Genomic DNA, 20,324 nt, shown 5'->3' on the forward strand with positions numbered 1-20,324 from the left:
ATCTCGCAGGGGCGCCATCAAAGCGCGGAGGTCGCTGCCGCCCTGGCACGAGCCAAGAAGCTCGGGTGCGACGTGACGCCGAGCAGGAACGGTCACCGCTGGGGCTGGGTGATCTGCTGTACGTGCGGGAAGAACATTACGGTGCACTGCACACCCAAGAACCCGGGTGACCAAGCCAAGCGCATCAACGAGTTCGTTCGTAGCCATCAGCATTGAAGGAAGCGCACCTGATGCCCGAGTGGAGCTTCACTCTGCTTGTCAATCAGCCCCTCACTCCCGAGCAGGCCGACGCGTTCGACCACTGTGACGCCTTCGGCGACGGATCGGTGTCCTACATGCTCGGCCCAGCGAAGCCAGAGCAGTACCCGGTCCGAAGCGACCCTGCCGACTTGATACAGCTGTGGTGCGACGTCGAAGCTCCGACGTTGTTGGATGCCGTAGCTCAAACTGCCCGCAACGTCCGGCTCATCCCGGGCCTGCGCGCGGTGGGCGCCGCGCACAAGGACACCGTCACCCTCGGCGACGCGGCGCAGCGCTGCGATCGCGACTACGAATCCCTGGTGCAACTATCTCAAGAGGACGAACGGTTTCCGGAGCCGTTGGAAACTGAAGGAACCGTCTTCTACTCGTGGCTGCACATCGCGGACTACCTGCGCCGCCTCGGCGACGACGTCCCACACACTCCCCGCGAACTCGTCATCGCCGACCGCGCGCTGCGACTCGTCGAAGACCTCCGAGGAACCGACGTACAACCCGGAGCACTGCGCGCCCTCGGCCTACCGTAGAGCCTCGGCCAAGCGCTGGGCGAGTTCCTGGCCGTTGGTGTGTTCGAGGGTGGACACGAGGATCTTCGGCAGGTCCTCGGCGGGGCGGTCGAAGTCGCGGGACAGCGCCCGCCCCAACGCGGGAGCGTCGGCGACGACCTTGAGGTCCACGGCGGTGTCCACGAGTGCGGCCCACACCCTGGGGTCGTCAACGGCGTCGCGGACGGTCCGAATGCTGTGCGGCACAACAGGATCGGGAACCTGCCAGCGGTGGGGTCCAGGGCCGACCCCCTCCGATGTCGCCGAGCCCGGGACGTGGACGGTCGCGGTCGCGCCGTCGGGAACTTCGACCTCCAACGTAAACGTGCCACTTTCTCGTTGCCACGCAACGGAAGCGCGGCCGTAGGGCGTCTCGTGCTGAGCTGAGGCGTGGGTTAGACCGCCGCCGAGCAGCGGGCGCACCAGCAGTGATCGGTACCCGGGCGAGCCGGGGGCGAGACCGGCGACCGTCCGGTGCAACCAGTCGGCGACGGCGCCGAGCGCGTAGTGGTTGAAGGAGGTCATCTCGCCGGGGTTGATCGTGCCGTCCGGGAGCATGCTGTCCCACCGCTCCCAGATCGTGGTCGCCCCCATCGTGACCGGGTACAGCCACGACGGGCAGCCGCGCTCCAGCAGGAGCCGGTACGCCACCTGGGGTTGCCCTGCCAGGCACAGCGCGTCAGCGATGATCGGCGTTCCGACGAAGCCCGTCGCGATGCGGAAACCGTTGGCGCGCACGAGATCTGCCAGCCGAGCGCCCGCTCCGGCGCGCTGCTCCGCGGTGGGCAGGAGATCCCAGACCAGCCCCATCGCGTACGCGGTGGGCGCGTCGCTGACCATCCGACCGGACGGGGTCACGTAGGCGTCGGCGAAGGCTGCTCGGACCGCAGCCGCCAGAGAGCCGTACGAATGCGCTTCGTCCTGGCGGCCAAGGACTTCAGCCGCTCGCGCAACAATCGATGCCGAGTACGCGAAGTGCGCTGTCGCCACGATGTCGTGATCGGTCTTCGCGGCGAACGGGTTCTCCGGCGGAGCGGCCGGGTCGAGCCAGTCACCGAACTGGAAACCGCCGGACCAGATGAAGCCCGGACCGGCGAGCGCGGCCTGGCGGTCGACCCACGCGCGCATGCTGGCGAACTGGTCGGCGAGCACGCGGACGTCGCCGTAGCGCTCGTACAGCGTCCACGGCACGACCGTTGCGGCGTCACCCCACGCAGCGGCGCTCGGCGCGTGCTCGCGCAGCACGTCAGGGATCACGAAGGGAACACAACCGTTGTCGTACTGGTCAGCCGCGAGGTCGCGCAGCCAAGAGGTGAGGAAACCAGCGCTGTCGGCAAGGAAGGACGCGGTCGGGCCGAAGACCTGGATGTCACCAGTCCACCCGAGCCGCTCATCGCGCTGCGGGCAATCCGTTGGCACATCGAGGAAGTTGCCGCGCATCGCCCGGCGAACGTTGTCGTGCAACGCCTCAAGATCGGGCTCCGAGCAGCTGAACCATCCCGTGGCGGGCAGATCCGACGACAGCACAACGGCTTCGAGATCAGCGGCGTCGAGCGAGTCCACGCCGTCGACCTCGGCGTAGCGGAAGCCGTGGAAGGTCAGCGACGGCTCGCACACCGCGTCCGTGTCGCCCGGCAGGAGATAGTGGTCGGTGGCCAGAGCGGAGCGCAGCGGCCTGGTACCGAGTTCGCCGTGTTCGAGCACTTCGGCGTGCCGCACGGTGACCCGCGTAGTCCCCGCGCGGACGTGAAGCCGAACCCAGCCGACAAGGTTCTCGCCGAAGTCCACGAGGAGCTTGCCTGAAGGCGATCTGGTGACCGAGACGGCGGGAACCGTTGCCACGGCGCGCACCGGCGGCCCGAGCGGCACTTCGAGGCGGCTCAGGTCGAAGTCGAGCACGTCCACGGTGTCCACAGTGGACTCTGGCGCGCGCAGATCCGTTGTTTGACCGTCGTAGAGGTCGTCGGCGGTGACGTGGCTCGACCGCGCGGTCCACGTGGCGTCGCTGCCGAAGACGTGCTCCGAGCCGTCTTCGCACGTGACTTCGAGCTGAGCGAGCAGGGCCAGCCGATCGCCGTAGTGGGCGCGCTCGCCCTGCCACCCGAGCCGACCGCGATACCACCCGTTGCCGAGCAGCACCTCGATGTCGTTGTCCCCGCTGGACAACAGCGACGTCACATCGTGCGTGCGGTAGCGGAGGCGGTGCCCGTAGGAGGTCCAGCCCGGGTCGAGCTGGATGTCACCGACGCGCGATCCGTTGATCGAGGCAACGTGCACGCCGAGCGAGGTCATGTGCAGGCGCGCACGAACTGCCTTGCCGGGCAAGGAAATCCGGCCGCTGACCAGTGGAGCGGGGTCGCCGACCCGGCCGATCGCGCTGGGCGAGACGAACCGCGCCGACCAATCCGAAGGGCTCAGCAAGGGAGTCTCGAACTCGACCGGCTCGCCGCCGTCCACGCGCAGGCTGCCCCGGAAGCGCGAGCCCAGTGGCGGGAACGGCCACGGCACCAGCACCCGCTCGGCGCCGTCGAGGCGGTGGCGGCTGACCTGACCGGAGGAGTCGGTCAGCTCCAGCTCAGTCGCGCTCCCCTGCCAGCTCAACCGGGGTTCGGGGGTGCCGACGACCACGGGGCCACGGCGCGGGAGGTGCTCGAAGCGGACGGCACTCGGTTCAGCCATGAACTCGCCTCCGGCGCGTTGGAACGTTTCAAATCGTGGGTGTGACGGTACGATGGCCGAGCGCGACCGTCAAACATCGGCTGGTCCGCACGGTTCAGGGGTTCGAGTCAGGGGGCGGCGTGGCGGGTCCGGGAGCACCGAGCATGAAGGACGTCGCGGCGCGCGCCGGGGTGTCGCTCGGCACCGTGTCCAACGTCCTCAACAAGCCGGACCGGGTCAGTGTGCAGACCCGCGACCGCGTGCGCGCCGCCATCGAGCAGCTCGGCTTCGTCCGCAACGAGACCGCGCGCCAACTGCGCTCCGGGCACAGCAGGACGCTGGCCTACGTGGCACTGGATTCCGGCAACCCGTTCTTCACCGACGTGGCAGAGGGCGTGCAGGACGCCGCCGAGGCCGCCGGGCTCGCGGTGTTCCTGTGCAACAGCCGCGAGGACGGCGGACGGCAGGACTTCTACCTCGACATGCTTGAGCAGCAACGGGTCGAGGGCATCCTGATCACCCCGACCGACAACGCCACCGACCGGCTCGACCGGGTGCGCGGGCGCGGCATCCCGGTCGTGGTGGTCGACCGCGACGCGGGCCCGGACTTCTGCTCGGTGACCGTGGACGACGTCGCTGGCGGGGAGCTGGCCGCGACGCACCTGCTGGAGGCGGGCCACCGCAAGATCGCCTACATCGGCGGCCCGCTCACCATCGGCCAGGCCGCCGACCGCCTGACCGGCGCGCGCAAGGCCGTCGCCGCGGTCCCCGGCGCCGAGCTGGTCGTGCTGGAGACCGCCGCGCTCAACGTCGCCGAGGGCCGCCGTGCCGGCGAGCGCCTGGCCGGGCTCCCCGGCTCGCGCCGCCCCACCGCCGCGTTCTGCGCCAACGACCTGCTCGCGCTCGGGCTGTTGCAGCGCATGGTGCGGCTCGGCCTCGACGTGCCGGGCGACCTGGCGATCGTGGGCTACGACGACATCGAGTTCGCCGGAGCCGCCGCTGTTCCGCTGACCTCCGTCAGCCAGCCCCGCCACCTGCTCGGGCGCACGGCGGCGGAGCTGTTGCTGACCGAGGCCGCGGACTCCGCCGAGGGCCACGAGCACCGCCAGGTCGTCTTCTCTCCCGAACTCGTCGTCCGCGCCTCAACAGCCCTCCGCACCACCCCCTAGAACATGGTGTTGTCGTTGGCGGAGTGCTCGGGGATGTCCTGCACGACGTCCCAGTGCTCAATGATCCGGTCACCCTCGAAGCGCACGATGTCCACGATCGCCGAGCCCCTGCTCTCCGGCGTCAAGCGCATGTGGCCGTGCACGATCACGTAGTCCCCGTCAGCGAGCACGCGCTTGAAGGCCAGGCGCAACAAGGGGAACTGGTCGACGAAATCACGAAGGAAGCGACCGGAGGCGGTGGCCCCGGAGGGTGCGTGCGGGTTGTGCTGGACGTAGTCGGGGTGCAGGTGGACGGCAGCGGCCTCCTCGGGGCGCTTCTCGTTGAACGCCAGGTTGAGGAAGTCCTGGACAGCCTTCTTGTTCGCTTCGCTCATGCGCAGTCCTTCGACAGGGGTCACCACGGGACGACGGCGTCGTCGCCCCAGAACTCGCCGGTGGGACCGTCCGCGCCGAGCAGCGCGAGCCGCAGCGGTGCGACGGCGCCGTCGACGGGGGTCCGCTCGCCACGGGGGAACGGGGACGCGGTGTTGAGGTCGGTCGCGACGAGGCCGGGGTTGGCCGCGTTCACCAGGATTCCGTCCTGCCGCAACGCGTTCGCGTAGAGCAGGGTGATCGAGTTCAGCGCGGCCTTCGACGAGCTGTAGGCGAGCATGCCGCGCGAAGCGATCGGGTTGCCGGGATCGCTGAGCAAGTGAAACGAGCCCAGCGGGCTGGACATGTTGACCACGCGTCCTGTGGGCGCGCGCCGCAGCAGCGGAACGCACGCCCGCGTCACGGTGACGACGCCGAAGACGTTGACCTCGTACGCCTCGCGCAGGAGTTCCGGGCCGAGGTCGGGCACCGAGACGCCCCATTCGACGGCCACGCCCGCGTTGTTGACGAGCACGTCGAGCCGCCCGCACTCCGCCTCGATCACCGCGACCGCACTGTCCACTTCGGACTGATCGGTCACGTCGAGCCGGAGCGCTCTGACGTCGCCGGTCAGCTCGTCGGCGGCGCGTTGCCCCAGTTCGAGGTCGCGCGCCCCCAGGTAGACGGTCATTCCCTCGGCCGCGAGACCGCGCGCGATCTCCTTGCCGATCCCCTTGTTGGCGCCGGTCACCAGCGCGACTTCTCCGCTCATGCGCTCACTCCACCAGCGGCGGGGCGCTCCGGGGAAAGACCACTTCGGTCCTTGCTTATACCCTGGAGGTATGACGGATGTGGAGGTGCGGGAGCTGCGGTACTTCCGCGCGGTCGCCGACGAGCTGAACTTCTCCAGGGCGGCGCTGCGGCTCGGTATCGCCCAACCGCCGTTGTCTCGGGCGATCCGCCAGCTCGAACGCCGCGTGGGCGTGCAGCTGTTCGTCCGCGACACCCGCCAGGTCGCGCTCACTCCGGCGGGGCACGCACTGCTCGCGGAGACCGGGCGGGTGTTCGACGCGGTGTCGGCGGCCGTGCACAGGACGCGCCGCGCGGGTCAGACGACGCCGTCGGTGGTGGTGACCGCGAAGGCCGGAGTAGCGACGGAACTGCTTCGCCGCGTCGTTCGCGCGTACGCGGAAGTGCCTGGCGCGCAAGCGGTCGAGATCGTGGTGAGCGGCTACGGCGAGCAGACGGCGATGCTCCGCGACGGGCGCGCGGACCTGGCCCTCATCGGCTCCCCCGCCGACCACTCGGGCTTCGACACCGAGCACCTGGCGAGCGAGCCGAGGGTGGCCGCGCTGCCGGTCGGGCACGAGCTGGCCGACCGGGAGTCGTTGCGCTGCAAGGACCTCATCGGCCAGCCGATGTCGCAGTGGCCAGAAGCCTCGCACGCCGACCGCGTGTACTGGGCGGGCCGCGACCACGACCTGCCGACGGGCGGCCCGGAGATCCACGACAACTCGCAGCTGCTGGAGAACGTGGCGCTCGGCCAGACCGTCGCGCTCATCCCCCGCTCGCTCGCCGAGCACACACCGCGCCCGGACATCGTCTACCGGCCCGTGCTCGACGCGAGCCCTTACACGACGGTGATCGCGTGGCCCTCGGGCTCGACCGCGCCGTGGATCGCGCGCTTCGTCCAGCTCGCGTGCACTCAGGTCGTGACGACGGTGATCGACGGCCCTTCCTCGCCGTAGCGCGGAACCCAGACCTGGTAGCTCTGCGCGGGAGCTTCGCGCTCGCGCCAGAAACCGCCGATCTTGTGCACGATGTCCCACCGCACGGTGTAGCTCTCGCGCGGGCGGACGCTGACGCCGCCGGGCGTGGAGTCCACCTCGACGGGACCGTTGCGCGCCTCGGTGACGACGTTGTTCCACGAGAACGACCACTGGTGCCCCGACCCGCGCTCCACCACGGTGGTCTGCCCGTCGACCTGCGCGCTCATGAACGCCACCCGCGCGGGCTGCTCGAAGTGCCAGCCGGAGCCGTCGAGGTACTCCGCGGTCAGCACCGTGCTGGCGCGCAGCACGGCGCCGTCGACGCGCACGCACAGCCGCAGGCCGATCCGCGATCTCCCGTCCGGTGAGTGGTGGTGCGTCAGAGCGATGGAATCCGTTGGGGTGCAAGCGGAAACCGGAGCGGTCGGCGCTGGGGTGAGCGCCGTGACCATGAGCATGGCCAGAGCCGTGGCACGCATGAGCACAGGCTCACACGCGAGGGGCGGCGGACGCCCGGCGAACACCCGTCCTGGGTGACCACCGATCGGGACCGCTCCCCCGCCGAGGGGCCATCCTGGTCAGGTGAAGCGTGGACTCGTCGTCAACCTCGTGGCCGCGATCGGTCACCCGCCGCTCGTTCTGTGGCTGGCGCACGGAGCCGGCACAACCGTCTCCGTTGTGCTCGTCTACGCGCTCGTCCTGGCGGGCGTCCTGCTGTCGGCCGAGGCGGGTTGGCTGTTCGCCGGGGTGATCGCGTCGCTGCTCGCGGTCGCGACGACCATCTCCGGCGTCGACGACGACGCCGCGCGCGCACGAGGTGTCCACGCCAGCTGCGTGGTCGTCGGTGTCGAGGAGCGGGACGAGACGCGGTCGCACACGGGGTCGGACGGCTCGGTCTCGATCAGTACCACGACCGTCCACGACCACCGCCTGCGCTGCGACGGGGTGCCGGTCGACCTGCTGAGCTGGCCCTCCCGTCTCGCCGAACCAGGTCAGCGCCTGGAGATCGTCCACGACCCGCTGCGCCCCGGAGAACCGGCTCCAGCGAGCGCGGTGCGCAACCGCGGTGGGTCGCACGGCGTCGCGCTGATCGCCACGGTCCTCGCCGTGGTGTTCCGGGTCGGCGGCGTGCTGCGGCATCGGCGCGCTGAGCTCAGCTGACCCCGGCGAGCGCGAAGAACTCCTGGCGGGAGCGCGGGTCCTCGCGCAGGGCTCCCTGAAGCGCGGAGGTCACGGTCCGCGAGCCGGCGGCGCGGACCCCGCGCATCGACATGCACATGTGCTCGGCCTCGATCACCACGCCGACACCCTTGGGCGCCAGGTGGTCGCGCAGCCAGTCGGCGACCTGCTTGGTCAGGCGCTCCTGCACCTGGAGGTCGCGGGCGAACAGCTCGACCACGCGCGCGAGCTTGGACAGGCCGAGGATGCGCTCGCCGGGCAGGTAGCCGACGTGGGCGACGCCGTGGAAGGGCAGCAGGTGGTGCTCGCACAACGAGTGCACGGGGATCGACCTGGCCAGCACGAGCTCGTCGTAGCCCTCCTCGTTGGGGAAGGTGGTCAGGTCGAACTCGCGCGGGGTGAGCAGTTCGGAGTAGGCGTGCGCGACCCGTCTCGGTGTGTCGGCCAAGTGCTCCGAGTCCGGATCGCGGCCTAACGCGACGAGCAGGTCGGTGACCGCGCGCCGCGCGGCTTCGACGTCGACACCGGTGCGGCCGTGCACCACGCGCAGCTGAGCGGTCATGGGCTCCTCCTTCTATCGCCAACTCACGCTAACATTAGAAGGATGTCCCACCTCTCCGCCATCGCCGCACTTGACGAGCCGACCCGGCGGCGGCTCTACGAGTTCGTCGCACGGCAGAGCGCCCCGGTCGGCCGGGACGAGGCCGCCGACGCGGTGCAGCTGCCGAGGACGACCGCCGCGTTCCACCTCGACAAGCTCGCGGCGGAGGGGTTGCTGGAGGTGGTCTACGAGCGCCGCACCGGCCGCTCCGGACCGGGCGCCGGACGTCCGGCGAAGCTCTACCGCCGCTGCCCCCGGCACATCGCGGTGTCCCTGCCCGAGCGCCAGTACGAGCTGGCCGCGCGGTTGCTCGCCGACGCGGTCGCCGAGGCGCAGGAGACCGGGGAGGCCCCGCGCGCCGTGCTCGACCGGCACGCCCACGCGCTCGGCGCGCGGTGGGGCCGCGAGTCCGCCGGATCGTCCACTGTGGACGAAATGCTGGAGCGGCACGGCTTCGAACCGAGGACCTCGGGCGCGGTGACCTCGCTCGGCAACTGCCCGTTCCACAGCCTCGCCGAGCGGCACGCGGCCATGGTGTGCGGGATGACGCTGCGCCTGCTGGACGGGCTGCTCGAAGGCCTGGCCGCCGAGGACGTCAGCGCGCGCCTGGAGCCGACCCCGGGGCACTGCTGCGTCCGGCTGCACGCATCATGTCGGGGTGACCACGCCCGAACGCCCGATTCCGAACCCGAACGCCGATGAGCGCACGACGCTGGAGAACTGGCTCGACTTCTACCGCGCCACCCTGGTCTTGAAGTGCGAGGGGCTGACCGAGCAGCAGCTGCGCACCGCCTCCGCGCCGCCGTCCTCGCTCACCCTGCTCGGTCTGCTCCAGCACCTGGCCGAGGTCGAGCGCAACTGGTTCCGCCGCGTGCTGGCCGGGGAGGACGCGCCGCCGATCCACCCCAGGACCGGGGAGGCCAACGGTCACGACGGCGGGTTCGAGCTCGCCGAGGACGCCACCTCCGCCACCGCCCGCGCCACCTGGGAGGCGGAGGTGGCCGCCGCGCGGGCGAACTGCGCGGGCCGGGAGCTGGGCGAGACTGGAACCTTCGGCGGCGCGGAGTTCAGCCTGCGCTGGATCTACACGCACATGATCGCCGAGTACGCCAGGCACTGCGGCCACGCCGACCTCCTGCGCGAGCGGGTGGACGGCGCGACCGGGGTCTGATCCGCTCCTGGTCGATGACCGCTACTGGTTGATGAACGAGCCGAACGCCGCGTGCACCTTGTCGTCGGTGGTGATCACGTGCACCTGCGAGGGCGGCCCGATGTCGGCGAGCAGGCGCGGCCGGGAGTAGTTGAGCACCTTCGGACAGGTCGAGCCGTCGATCTCGATCTTGGTGTCGGTGACCAGCTTCCCGGTGCGCAGCTCGTAGGCCTTCACCGGGATGGCGATCTTGTGGAAGGTCACCTGGACCGGGAAGGTCGGGCTGATCTTGCTCTCGTACGGGCAGGTCCGCATGGCCGCGCCGAACTCCGTCGTGCCCGCGCAGACCACCAGCACGGCGTCGGTGGGGTCGTTCGCCTTCCACTCGCCGGGGAGCTTGTTCGCGTACTCGCTGTTGCCGTAGATCAGCGAGCGGTTGGTGCCCTTGCCGTAGGGCGCGGCGCCGCTGTACTGCGCGGGCCGCGAGCAGTACGCGGGCTGCGAACCGGCCGAGCCGCGCAGCAGGTCCCGCACGTTCGCCAGCTCCAGCGCGAGGGTCGCCTGCTTGACGCCCTCCTGCGCCTTGGCGATCAGTTCGTGCCCCGGGTACTGGTCGATCAGCTGCTGGTAGCGCTGCCGGGCCTGCTGCCAGTTCTTGACCCTCATCAGGTCGTCGCCGCACCCGAGCAGCGCCGCGGGCGCCGTTCTGCCGACCACGTCCGACGCTCGGTCCAGCGCGATCCCCGTCGGCTTGCGCTCGCGGAGCCAGTCGGTCACCACGGCTGTGTGGCACGGGTTCTTCGCGGGCAGCCCGGCGAGGAAGCCGTCCAGCACGACCTCGGCCATCTTCTCGTGGCCGCGGAACTGGAGCAGCACCTGCGCGAGGCCGTCGAAGCCCTCCTTCAGCGCGTCCGTGCGCCCGGTCAGCGCCGTCGCGAGCTTGCCCTTGGCCGCGCCCACGAGCTTGCACGCTTCGCGGGTCACCTCGCCTCGGTAGGTCGTCGTCAGGTCCACGACGCGGTGGCCGAACCACAGCTGCTCAACGGAATCCACCGCTCGCGCGCAGTCGCCCTGTGCGCGGGCGTCGGCCAGCGCGACGTCGATCCGGTGCAGGTCGAAGCGCAGCAGGCCGACGACGACCACCACGGGCAGTGTGAAGGCGAGCAGCACCGCCCAGCGCCAGCGCTTCGCCCGGCGCCCGCCCGCGAGGAACCAGCCGTGCCAGATCATGGCGGCCCACCACAGCAGCACGACCACGTCGAACCACCACTCGCGCACCACCGTGGCGAGCAGGGCGACGAGCACGACGGTGACCAGGCTCGTGATCAGGGCGAGGCGGCGCTTGCCGAGCGCGAGGTAGCCCGCGCCGAACAGGGACGCGTTGCCCAGCGCGGCGCCGAGCGGTCCGACTCCGGGCTCGGGCTCGGGCGTCCGGTCCTCGGGCTCGACCTGGGTCGGCTCGTCCATCGGGGTCCCTTCAAGGGCGGTCAGGGCAGGGTTCACCCATTCTGGCCACCCGGGACGGGAGGGGTCCCGAAGCGATCTCAATCCGTGACCGGGTTCTCCATGCTTCTCGACCGTCCACAGTGGACTCACTGAGGCACTGATCGGCGGATTGACGTGCCGCCGAACGGGCGCCTAGGTTCCCAGAGATCGTTTTCTCGGTCGGGAGGCGGCACGATGTCCTACGGCAACCACGGGAGCAGTCTGCGCGATCTCGCCCGCCTGCGGTCCTCGCGCAGGCGCAGGGCGTCGAGCTGGGACCGCAGCGGCGGCAACGACGACCGGCTCACGATCCAGCCGGGGCAGACCGCGGTGCTCGCCGACATCGAGGGCAGCGGCTCCATCACCCACATCTGGTGCACGGTGGCGCTGCCGGGCGATGCCGAGCAGGAGCCCGACTTCCTGCGCAGGCTGCTGCTCAAGATCACCTGGGAGGACAGCGCCGACCCCAGCGTGCTGGTGCCGCTCGGCGACTTCTTCGGCATGGGGCACGGCAGGACCGGCAACTTCGTGTCGGCGCCGCTGCAGATGAGCCCGGAGGACGGCAAGGGCTTCAACTGCTGGTTCCACATGCCCTTCCGGCGCCGCGCCAAGCTCGAACTGATCAGCGAGATGTCCAGCGCGCCGGTGTACTTCTACTTCTACGTCGACTACGAGCTCTTCGACTCCATCGAGGACGACCTCGGCTACTTCCACGCGCAGTGGAACCGGGTCAACCCCACCGACGGCGTCGAGCAGGGCGAGCAGTCCAACGAGGAGTTCCTCTTCGGCGGCACCAACACCGACGGCGCCGGCAACTACGTCGTGCTCGACGCGACCGGGCACGGGCACTACGTCGGCTGCGTGCTCAATGTGCACAACCTCCGCGAGACCGAGCAGTGGAACTGGTACGGCGAGGGCGATGACATGATCTTCATCGACGGTGAGCCGTTCCCGCCGTCGTTGCACGGCACCGGGACCGAGGACTACTTCAACACCGCGTGGTGCCCGACGCAGTCCTACTCCGCGCCCTACCACGGGCTGACGCTGCCCGGCGGGCCGAACTGGAGCGGGCAGATCTCGATGTACCGCTTCCACGTCGAGGACCCGGTGACCTTCACCCAGTCCATCCGCGTGACCATCGAGCACGGCCACGCCAACAAGCGCTCCGACGACCTGTCCTCGGTCGCCTACTGGTACCAGACGTTGCCGCACAAGCCCTTCGGCATCCTCCCCGTGGCCGAACGCCTCCCCCGCCCCACCTGATCCGCCCGCTCAACGCGCCCCGCAGTGGTCTAAACCCTTCCCGTTTCGTACCGGTAGCGGGATTTGGGAGCGCTCTCTTTCCCGAGTGGAGTACGAAACGGGTTGTCGGCTACTGGGGGCGGGTAGCGTTGTCGACGACGCGGTCGCGGGCGATGGCGCTCTTGGAGCCCATGCCGATGGTGGCGTAGACCTCCGGCCACGCGCCGCGCAGCCACAGGCCCCACGCGAAGCCGACCACGGCGATCACCAGGTAGGTGGTGGGGATGCCCCACGCCAGCGGTGAGTCCGCGTCGACGCCGAGCAGCTTGTCGAAGTTGGCCAGCACCAACACCATCGCCACGCACATGCCGATCGCGGCGAGCACGGGGGCGATGACCCGGCGCCACGCGGACTCGGCGGTGGGGCGCTTGACGAAGAAGCCGATGACGGCGAAGGAGGTCGCGGTGATCAGCAGCATCACGCCGAGCGAGCCTGACGTGCACCACCAGTAGAACAGGTTGATCACCGGGTCGAGGTCGAAGAGCGCGTAGACCACGATCACCGCGAACGCCAGCGCGCTCTGGATCAGCGAGCTGTTCTTCGGCGCCCCGGTGCGCAGCGAGGTCCGGCCGAGCACGGCGGGCAGCACGCGTTCCCGGCCGAGCGCGAAGGTGTAGCGGGCGGCGAGGTTGTGGAAGGCGATCAGCGTGGCCAGCGCGCCGGTGACGTAGAGCGCGCGCCCGATCATCGCGAAGCTTGTGCCGAGGCTGCTGGCGGCCAGGCTGTAGATCAGGTTGGTGCTCTCGGTCTGCGAGGCCCTGCCGATGTGCTCGGGGCCGGTGGCCACGCTCATCGCCCACGAGGCCAGCGTGTAGAGCCCGACGAGCACGCCGAGCGAGGTGAAGGTGGCCATGCGCACCGTCTTGCCGGGCCGCCTGGCCTCCTCGCTGAACACCACCGAGCTCTCGAAGCCGACGAAGGCGGTGATCGCCACCGCGAGCACCGCGCCGACCCCTGGCGAGAACAGCGTTTCCGGGTTCAGCGCGTCGACGGTGACCACGCCGCCCGCGGGGTGGGTCAGGTTGCCGATGCTGTAGACGACGATCACCAGGATCTCGGCGACCAGCAGCACCGCGAGGATCTTGCTGTTGAAGTCGACGTGCTGCAGGCCGAGGAAGGCGACGAGGGCGCACCCCACCAACGCGATGAGCCACCACGGCAGGTCGACGCCCCAGTCGCGGAACAGCGCGGCGCCGGCGTCCCCGATGGCGCCGTAGACCCCGATCTGGATCACCGTGTACGCGATCAGCGCCACCAGCGCCGCGGAGACCCCGAGCGGCCGGGTCAGTCCCCTGCTGACGTAGGCGGAGAAGGCGCCCGCGTTCACCACGTACGGCGCCATCGTCACGTAGCCGACGGAGAACAGCGCGAGCAGCCCGCCCGCGACGACGAAGGCGACCGGGATGCCGATCAGACCGGTGACCGAGTAGCCCGAGGTGATCACCATGGTGACCGCGGTCAGCGGGGCCGCCGCCGACATGGCGAAGAAGATCACCGACGGCACGCCGAGCCGGTTGGCCGCGAGCGCGACCGCGACCCGTCCACGGCTGCCGTGCGCCCTGTTCTGGGACACCTTCTGGGACATCGGGGAACTCCTGGCTTGGAAACGAACACGCGGCCAGAGCGAGTTGATCACGCGAGTGGGCGGAGCATAGCGGAGTGCTCCACTTCCCCCGAACTCCCCCGAAGGAATGGAAGAACTAGCGTCTCAAGAATCTGATGCGCCGACCGACCGGAACAGAATGCATTTCGCAATTCCTCGCTCGAACGTCTTGTAGCGGAGCCGGTCGCACCGCCACGCTGGTGGTTCCCGCGCGCGCGAGCGCGCCCGTGACGCCGCCTCGACGTGGAGGTTTCGTTGTCCCTGCAACGATCGGTGTTCTCGCAAAGCATTCTGCTGTTCCTCGTCCTGCTTCTCTCCCTCACCAACCTCACCCTCCCGGCGGTTGCGGCGACCGGAACGCCGCTGCGCGAGGGAACGGGCCTGTATCCGCGTGTCCTGCGCTTGTCCAACGGCGTGGTCGTCGCCAGCGTCGTGACTTTCGAGGGCAACCGCGGAATAGCGGCGATCTACCGCAGTACCGACGACGGTGGAAGTTTCACCCAGATCGGCAACATTGCCGACCCGGCCGCATCGGAGGGTCGCGGCCTGTGTTGCGGGAGTTTGTTCGAGTTATCGGGTCGAGTGGGTGATCTCCCGGCCGGGACGCTGCTCTGGGCGGCCTCTGTCGGCCAGAACGCGCCGGATCGGCGGATGTCCCTGCGCGTGTGGCGCAGCCCGGACCAGGGGCGCACCTGGTCCTACCTCTCCACCTGCCGCGTCGCCCCGAACACCGGCGGCCTGTGGGAACCCGAGCTGTCCGTGGACGCGTCGGGACGGCTGGTCTGCCACTACGCCGACGAGACCCGGGGCGGCCAGCACAGCCAACTGCTCGCACGGGTCTCCTCCACCGACGGCGTGACGTGGAGCGCGCCGGTCGACACCATCGCCCTCGCCGTGCAGGGCGAGCGCCCGGGGATGCCCGTGGTGCGGAGGATGCCCGACCGCAGCTACTCCATGCTCTACGAGGTGTGCGGTGTGCCCGGCCAGTTCGACTGCGCCGCGCGCTTCAGGACCTCGGCGGACGGGTGGAACTGGGGCGACGCCCGCGACATCGGGCCGGTGGTGCGAACCCAGGACGGCGGCTACCTCGCGCACGCGCCGACCTTCTCGTGGTCCGACAACGGGACCGCGCGAGGTCGCCTGATCGCGGTCGGGCAGCAGCTGCGCCGGGCGGACGGCAGCACCTCGCCGGAGAGCGGGCGGGCGCTGCTGGTCAACACCGAGGGCGGGCACGGCAACTGGTTCACCATCCCGGCCCCGGTCCAGGTGGCCGACCCGCCGAACAACTACTGCCCGAACTACAGCTCGACGCTGCTGCCCTCCCGCGACGGGCAACGCGTGCTGGAGATCGCGACCGACTACGACGGCGGGGTCTGCAAGCCTTACCACGCAACGGGTTCGGCCGTGGGCACCGGCGGCGCGGACGGCCTGGCCCCCGGCAGGACGTACCGCTTCATCAACGTCCACAGTGGACACTGCTTGGACGTCGCCGCCGACTCGCGACTGCCCGGCGGCAACATCCAGCAGTGGACGTGCAACAACCTCGGCCCGCAGAACTTCCGGGTGGACTCGGTGGCGCCCGGCGTGTTCACGCTGACCGGGGCCAACAGCGGGCACTGCGTCGAGGTCACCGGGCAGAGCACGGTCGCGGGCGCCGACGTGATCCAGTGGACGTGCAACGGAGTTCCCGGACAGCGTTGGCGCGCCTCGAACGTCGGCAACGGCTACTACACCCTCACCAACGTCAACAGCGGCCAGTGCCTCGACGTGGTCGCGGGGTCGCAGGCCCCGGGCGCGGATGTCGCGCAGTGGCACTGCAACCGGCTCGCCCCGCAGATCTGGAAGGCCGAACAACGCTGAGCACGGCCGAAATGAGCTGAACGGCCTAGAAGTCCTTGTGCGGCAACGGGTTACCCTCCCGTCCTCAACTCCTGTCCCCCTGCACCAGGAGGTTTCTTCGTGCTGCGCAAGATCATCCAACTGTGCCTGTCCCTGGTCGTCGCGTGTGCCGGGGTGGCCGTCGCCGCCGCCCCGGCGCACGCGGACGGCTGCTACACATGGGGCAGAACGCTGTCCCAGGGCATGAACGGCGAGGACGTCCGGCAGCTCCAGATCCGCGTGTCCGGCTATCCCGGCCACGGCGCGGTCCTGGGGCTCGACGGCGACTTCGGCCCCGCGACCAAGGCGGCCGTCACCCGCTTCCAACAGGCGTACGGGCTCCCCGCGGACGGTGTCGCGGGCGGCCAGACCTTCACCAAGATCTACCAGCTCCAGGACGACGACTGCACGCCGGTGAACTTCGCCTACTCCGAGCTGAACCGCTGCAACTCCACATGGGCAGGTGGCGCCGTCCCCGCCGCCACCGCGAAGGCGAACGCGCTGGTCTCCATGTGGAAGCTCCAGGCGATGCGGCACGCCCTCGGTGACAGCTCCATCCGCGTCACCAGCGGCTTCCGCAGCGTGTCGTGCAACAACGCCGCCGGTGGGGCGTCGAACAGCCGCCACCTCTACGGCGACGGCGTCGACCTCGGTTCCGGACCGCACTCGCTGTGCAAGCTCGCCCAGCAGGCGCGCAACCACGGGTTCAACGGCATCCTCGGCCCGGGCTACCCGGGGCACGGCGACCACACGCACGTCGACCACCGGTCCAGCCGCTTCTGGTCAGCTTCCAGCTGCGGGATCTGAGCCCGCGCGCACCGGCTCCCCTCACCCGGTCCCGGGTGAGGGGAGCCGGTGCAGATCCGCCACGATGTGCTCGACGAACGAGTCGACCCGGTCCAGGTTCCGCGTGTGCAGCGCCGACACGAGGTAGCCAGCGCCGATCGTCGCGTCCCATGCCCGCGCGCGGCGGTACATCCGCTCGTCCACCGCGCCGCGCACGTTCTCCCAGCCGTGCCACGCCATCAGCGCCGCGTCGATCGCGGGATCGGTGACGAGCGCGAGGTCCCAGTCCAGGACGCCGACCAGGTCGCCGTTGTCGTCCCAGTGCACGTTCCCCATGCCGATGTCACCGTGCACGAGCGCGTCCGGAACCGGCTCCATGGCCAGCGCTTCCTCCAGTCGGCCCAGGCGCTCGGCGCGCTTGTCCGCCGGGAGGCGCGGGATGACCTCCTCGGCCAGGACCCGCGCCCAGCCGCGACCGTCCGGGTAGGTCGGTGACACGTGCAGCAGCGCCTCGAGCTCGGGGCTGACCGGGCACTCGCGGACCGCGCGGAGCAGGTGGCCGATCTGCCCGGGATCGCCGTGGCCCTCCGGCCAGGGCTTGCCGCCGATCCACGACAGGGCGACGGCCGCTCGCTCGCCGAAGGTGGTCACCGGGGTCAGCGGCTCGGGAACGGCGAAGGGCGGATCGGCGGCGGCGATCAGGCGCAGCACCTCGGTCCGGCGGGGCATCGCCTCGGCGTGCATCGCGCGCCTGCTGACCCGGACGGCAGCCACCCCGGGCACCAGGACGACCTCGTGCATCGAGCCCCCGGCCATCCGCGCGGAGTCCAGCGGCACCCCGGGCAGGAGCGCGTCGGCGATCTCCAGCAGCTCGCCGGAGACCGCCGACCCGTCACTCTCTTCTGACACGGGCCGTACCTTCACACACCCGCCTCAGGATTTCAGCCGGTGTGTCAGCACCGACCGATCGCGCCGACGACCACCGGCTCCTGGCGCCCCTGGAAGGCGTTGGAGACGTCGTGGACGCCGGGACCGACGCACCAGGTCGTCGTGCGGAAGACCGCGCGGATCTCGATGCGCTCGGTGCCGGTACCGCACCGGTGCCAGTGCAGGTGCTTGGGCAGGCCGTACTGCGGGGCGTCCAGTGCCCTGATCATCCCGCAGGGAACACCGCGAGCCTGCTCGGTGTCCGCCGACGCCTCGGCGGACACCGACAACGACAGGCTGGCGAAGGACAGCGCGGCCACGACGGCAAGACGAAGAGCGGTCATTCTCTCCCCATATCACGGATCGATTTCTTGACTTGTTTCGATAAGAATCGTGACAGGATCGGAGAACTGACGCACGAACCTTCTTCGGGGGACACGGGATCGCGAGAACGATTCACCCGGATATCGAATCAGTAATACGGGCGTTTCGGCTCAGCAGTCGCCGATCTTCGAGACGGTCACCGGCTCCTCGCACCCCTGGAAGGTCAGGCCGAGGTCGTGCGGCGGGTTGCTCCACCCCAGGCACGCGGTGGTCGAGCGGAACACGGCGCGGATCTCGACCCGGTCCGGCACGTGGTCCTGGCGGCAGGTGTTCCAGTGCAGCGCCCTGGGCAGCCCCATGGCGGCGTCGGCGGCCCGGATCATGCCGCGCGGGTAGTCGCGCTCCACAGCGGCGACCGCGACCGGCAGGCCGGCAAGCGACGCGGCGACAACGGCGGCAAGACGAAGCGCAGTCATTCCCCCTCCCTATATCCCGGAAATTTCGGTAAGCATGCTGACAGGATCAGCCCAAGGCAGCACGAGCCACTTTCAAGGGACGCCGAGAATTGCGAACGATCTTCAGGCAGAATTGAAGTGAGCAATTCGGACACTCCCCCGGCGGGGCGCCCCGCCGCCCCGAGCGCGGCGGCCGACACTGGCTCGGCGCCCCACCCCGCTCCGGCCGCCCATCACCGTTTCAAGATCCTGGTTGGCCTTCTGCATCGATTCGCATACCTTGTGTGACTCCTCCCCCAGATTCACCGGCTCACTGGAGAGCGATGAAGACGGTCAGCCAGCTCCTGGTCACCTTGCTGCTCGCGACCGGTCTGTCCGCGCTCTCGCCCGTGAAGAACCCCTGCTCCGCGATCGCCGCCCCGGCCGTGCCCGGAGCGCGAGTGCTCTCGGTGACCGGCGTCGAGCGCCCCGCCGGCGAGGCCGGAGTCCCCGGCCGCCCGCCGATCCCCGGGGTTCCGGCGCGGTGCGAGGTGACGGTGGAGCTCAGCCACGCCGACGCCGGTGACCGGGTGCGGGTCGAGGTGTGGCTGCCGCTGAGCGGGTGGACCGGGCGGTTCCTGGGCACCGGCGGCGGCGGGTTCGCGACCGGGTTCTCCGCCGAGGGCCTGGCACCCGCGGTCAAGGGCGGCTTCGCGGCGGCGGCCACCGACGGTGGGCTCGGGATCAACCCGGTCAGCCCGCGGAGCTGGGCGCTGGACGCGGCGGGCCGGGTCAACTGGGGGCTGCTGACCAACTTCGCCGCGCGCTCGGTGCACGACATGACCCTCGCCGGCAAGGCCGTGACCAGGAGCTTCTACGGCCGCAGCGCCTCGTTCTCGTACTGGAACGGCTGTTCGACCGGCGGGCGGCAGGGGCTGGCCGAGGCGCAGCTGCACCCGCGCGACTACGACGGGATCGTCGCCGGGGCGCCCGCGATGGACATGCCGCGCTTCTCGATGGCGCAGTTCTGGCCGCAGGTGGTGATGAACCAGGAGCGCACCCGCCCCTCCGCCTGCGAGTTCGACGCGTTCACCAGGGCCGCCGTCGACGAGTGCGATCTGCTCGACGGTGTCGCGGACCGCGTCATCGGCGACCCGGCGGCGTGCCGCTTCGACCCCGCGCGGCTGGTCGGCGCTCCGCTGCCGTGCGGGAGCACGGTCAGCGCGGCGGCGGCCGAGGTGGTCCGGCGGATCTGGGAGGGCCCGCGCGGGTACTCCGGCAGGCTCGGCCAGGGCCTGGTCAAGGGCGGCAGCTTCGCCGCGGTCGCCGGTCCCGCGCCGTTGCCCATCGCGGACAACTGGATCAAGTACTTCGTCGGGCGTGATCCCGGCATGGACACCTCGAAGATCGACTACATCGGCTTCGAGCGGCTGGTGTTCGCCTCCACCGGCGCGTACGACCACCTGCTGGCAACCGACCGCGCCGACCTGTCGGCCTTCCGGGCGGGCGGCGGCAAGCTGCTGGTCTGGCACGGTCTCGCTGACGCGGAGATCGCTCCGGGCACCACGATCGACTACTGGAACCGGGTACAGCGGGCCACCGGTGGCACCGACGACTTCTTCCGGCTCTTCCTCGCGCCCGGCTCCGGCCACTGCGGCAGCGGGGTCGGCGTCTCGCCCGTTGACCCGCTGCGCGCGGTGATCGACTGGGTGGAGCACGGGCGCGCCCCGGACACGCTGCCCGCCGCGACCACCGACGCCAAGACCACGCGCGACCTGTGCCGCCACCCGCGCAAGCCGGTCTACGACGGCCACGGCGACCCGAACTCGGCGGCCAGTTTCACCTGCACGCCCGCGTGAAACCGGGCTGAAACCGCGGCGAAGCCCGTGCCGCGCACGCTCTGCG

General features: G+C 70.3%; 20 protein-coding genes. 10 read left to right on the forward strand and 10 right to left on the reverse strand.

The window, feature by feature from the left end; translation table 11 throughout:
* Window positions 1-212: 212 nt before the first annotated feature.
* Window positions 213-785: a hypothetical protein gene (locus tag CCN37_RS05985; RefSeq protein ID WP_086819656.1), complete on the forward strand. Its 573-nt coding sequence runs from the start codon at window positions 213-215 to the stop codon at window positions 783-785.
* Here CCN37_RS05985 and CCN37_RS05990 read toward each other — a convergent pair.
* The gene (locus CCN37_RS05990) at window positions 777-3,482 is read right to left on the reverse strand and encodes a family 78 glycoside hydrolase catalytic domain (RefSeq protein WP_086819657.1); all 2,706 of its coding nucleotides are present in this window, start codon (window positions 3,480-3,482) and stop codon (window positions 777-779) included. The two genes, CCN37_RS05985 and CCN37_RS05990, sit on opposite strands and share 9 nt — an antisense overlap.
* A gap of 143 nt (window positions 3,483-3,625) precedes the next feature.
* Here CCN37_RS05990 and CCN37_RS05995 point away from each other — a divergent pair, with 143 nt between their 5' ends.
* Entirely contained in the window at window positions 3,626-4,630 is a 1,005-nt protein-coding gene (locus CCN37_RS05995) for a LacI family DNA-binding transcriptional regulator (RefSeq protein WP_086819658.1), read from the forward strand.
* Here CCN37_RS05995 and CCN37_RS06000 read toward each other — a convergent pair.
* The gene (locus CCN37_RS06000) at window positions 4,627-5,004 is read right to left on the reverse strand and encodes a nuclear transport factor 2 family protein (protein ID WP_246842837.1); all 378 of its coding nucleotides are present in this window, start codon (window positions 5,002-5,004) and stop codon (window positions 4,627-4,629) included. The two genes, CCN37_RS05995 and CCN37_RS06000, sit on opposite strands and share 4 nt — an antisense overlap.
* A 20-nt stretch (window positions 5,005-5,024) precedes the next feature.
* Window positions 5,025-5,753: an SDR family oxidoreductase gene (locus tag CCN37_RS06005; protein WP_086819659.1), complete on the reverse strand. Its 729-nt coding sequence runs from the start codon at window positions 5,751-5,753 to the stop codon at window positions 5,025-5,027.
* Window positions 5,754-5,823: 70 nt separating this feature from the next.
* Between CCN37_RS06005 and CCN37_RS06010 the strand changes: the two genes are divergently transcribed.
* Window positions 5,824-6,729 carry a LysR family transcriptional regulator gene (locus tag CCN37_RS06010; RefSeq protein WP_086819660.1) on the forward strand — a complete coding sequence of 302 codons (906 nt, stop codon included), beginning with the start codon at window positions 5,824-5,826 and terminating at the stop codon, window positions 6,727-6,729.
* Here the strand turns inward: CCN37_RS06010 and CCN37_RS06015 are convergent.
* Window positions 6,687-7,229, reverse strand: coding sequence for a hypothetical protein (locus CCN37_RS06015; protein ID WP_143261448.1), 543 nt, complete (start codon window positions 7,227-7,229; stop codon window positions 6,687-6,689). The two genes, CCN37_RS06010 and CCN37_RS06015, sit on opposite strands and share 43 nt — an antisense overlap.
* Window positions 7,230-7,332: 103 nt before the next feature.
* On the opposite strand from CCN37_RS06015, the gene CCN37_RS06020 reads away from it, so the two are divergent.
* The gene (locus CCN37_RS06020) at window positions 7,333-7,911 is read left to right on the forward strand and encodes a DUF3592 domain-containing protein (protein ID WP_086819662.1); all 579 of its coding nucleotides are present in this window, start codon (window positions 7,333-7,335) and stop codon (window positions 7,909-7,911) included.
* Here CCN37_RS06020 and folE read toward each other — a convergent pair.
* The gene (folE, locus tag CCN37_RS06025; RefSeq protein ID WP_086819663.1) at window positions 7,904-8,491 is read right to left on the reverse strand and encodes a GTP cyclohydrolase I FolE; all 588 of its coding nucleotides are present in this window, start codon (window positions 8,489-8,491) and stop codon (window positions 7,904-7,906) included. The genes CCN37_RS06020 and folE overlap by 8 nt on opposite strands.
* A 42-nt stretch (window positions 8,492-8,533) precedes the next feature.
* Here folE and CCN37_RS06030 point away from each other — a divergent pair, with 42 nt between their 5' ends.
* Together CCN37_RS06030 and CCN37_RS06035 are read left to right on the forward strand one after the other, a co-directional pair.
* Window positions 8,534-9,232: a metalloregulator ArsR/SmtB family transcription factor gene (locus CCN37_RS06030; protein WP_086819664.1), complete on the forward strand. Its 699-nt coding sequence runs from the start codon at window positions 8,534-8,536 to the stop codon at window positions 9,230-9,232.
* On the forward strand, window positions 9,189-9,701 hold the full coding sequence (locus tag CCN37_RS06035; RefSeq protein WP_210407888.1) for a DinB family protein: 513 nt from the start codon (window positions 9,189-9,191) through the stop codon (window positions 9,699-9,701). The genes CCN37_RS06030 and CCN37_RS06035 overlap by 44 nt, the downstream gene beginning before the upstream one ends.
* Window positions 9,702-9,722: 21 nt before the next feature.
* On the opposite strand, the gene CCN37_RS06040 is transcribed toward CCN37_RS06035, so the two are convergent.
* Window positions 9,723-11,147: a tol-pal system YbgF family protein gene (locus CCN37_RS06040; RefSeq protein WP_086819665.1), complete on the reverse strand. Its 1,425-nt coding sequence runs from the start codon at window positions 11,145-11,147 to the stop codon at window positions 9,723-9,725.
* Window positions 11,148-11,360: 213 nt separating this feature from the next.
* Here CCN37_RS06040 and CCN37_RS06045 point away from each other — a divergent pair, with 213 nt between their 5' ends.
* Window positions 11,361-12,428: a glycoside hydrolase family 172 protein gene (locus CCN37_RS06045; RefSeq protein ID WP_086819666.1), complete on the forward strand. Its 1,068-nt coding sequence runs from the start codon at window positions 11,361-11,363 to the stop codon at window positions 12,426-12,428.
* 109 nt (window positions 12,429-12,537) lie between these two features.
* Here the strand turns inward: CCN37_RS06045 and CCN37_RS06050 are convergent, their stop codons facing one another.
* Complete coding sequence (locus tag CCN37_RS06050; RefSeq protein WP_086819667.1) at window positions 12,538-14,052, reverse strand: APC family permease; 1,515 nt, start codon at window positions 14,050-14,052, stop codon at window positions 12,538-12,540.
* Between the two features lie 273 nt (window positions 14,053-14,325).
* Here CCN37_RS06050 and CCN37_RS06055 point away from each other — a divergent pair, with 273 nt between their 5' ends.
* Window positions 14,326-15,930 carry an RICIN domain-containing protein gene (locus CCN37_RS06055; RefSeq protein WP_210407889.1) on the forward strand — a complete coding sequence of 535 codons (1,605 nt, stop codon included), beginning with the start codon at window positions 14,326-14,328 and terminating at the stop codon, window positions 15,928-15,930.
* A gap of 102 nt (window positions 15,931-16,032) precedes the next feature.
* Window positions 16,033-16,755, forward strand: a complete 723-nt coding sequence (locus tag CCN37_RS06060) for a D-Ala-D-Ala carboxypeptidase family metallohydrolase (RefSeq protein ID WP_371503673.1) — start codon at window positions 16,033-16,035, stop codon at window positions 16,753-16,755.
* A 21-nt stretch (window positions 16,756-16,776) separates the two neighbouring features.
* Here CCN37_RS06060 and CCN37_RS06065 read toward each other — a convergent pair whose 3' ends face one another.
* The 3 genes from CCN37_RS06065 to CCN37_RS06075 form a co-directional block, all read right to left on the reverse strand.
* Window positions 16,777-17,643: an aminoglycoside phosphotransferase family protein gene (locus CCN37_RS06065; protein ID WP_246842838.1), complete on the reverse strand. Its 867-nt coding sequence runs from the start codon at window positions 17,641-17,643 to the stop codon at window positions 16,777-16,779.
* Window positions 17,644-17,687: 44 nt separating this feature from the next.
* On the reverse strand, window positions 17,688-18,005 hold the full coding sequence (locus tag CCN37_RS06070; RefSeq protein WP_143261449.1) for a hypothetical protein: 318 nt from the start codon (window positions 18,003-18,005) through the stop codon (window positions 17,688-17,690).
* Between the two features lie 150 nt (window positions 18,006-18,155).
* Complete coding sequence (locus tag CCN37_RS06075) at window positions 18,156-18,461, reverse strand: hypothetical protein (RefSeq protein WP_086819670.1); 306 nt, start codon at window positions 18,459-18,461, stop codon at window positions 18,156-18,158.
* 302 nt (window positions 18,462-18,763) lie between these two features.
* Here CCN37_RS06075 and CCN37_RS06080 point away from each other — a divergent pair, with 302 nt between their 5' ends.
* The gene (locus tag CCN37_RS06080; protein WP_086819671.1) at window positions 18,764-20,278 is read left to right on the forward strand and encodes a tannase/feruloyl esterase family alpha/beta hydrolase; all 1,515 of its coding nucleotides are present in this window, start codon (window positions 18,764-18,766) and stop codon (window positions 20,276-20,278) included.
* The last annotated feature ends 46 nt before the right edge of the window (window positions 20,279-20,324 follow it).

This window comes from Allokutzneria sp. NRRL B-24872, from assembly GCF_002155965.1.
Taxonomy (GTDB): Bacteria; Actinomycetota; Actinomycetes; order Mycobacteriales; family Pseudonocardiaceae; genus Allokutzneria.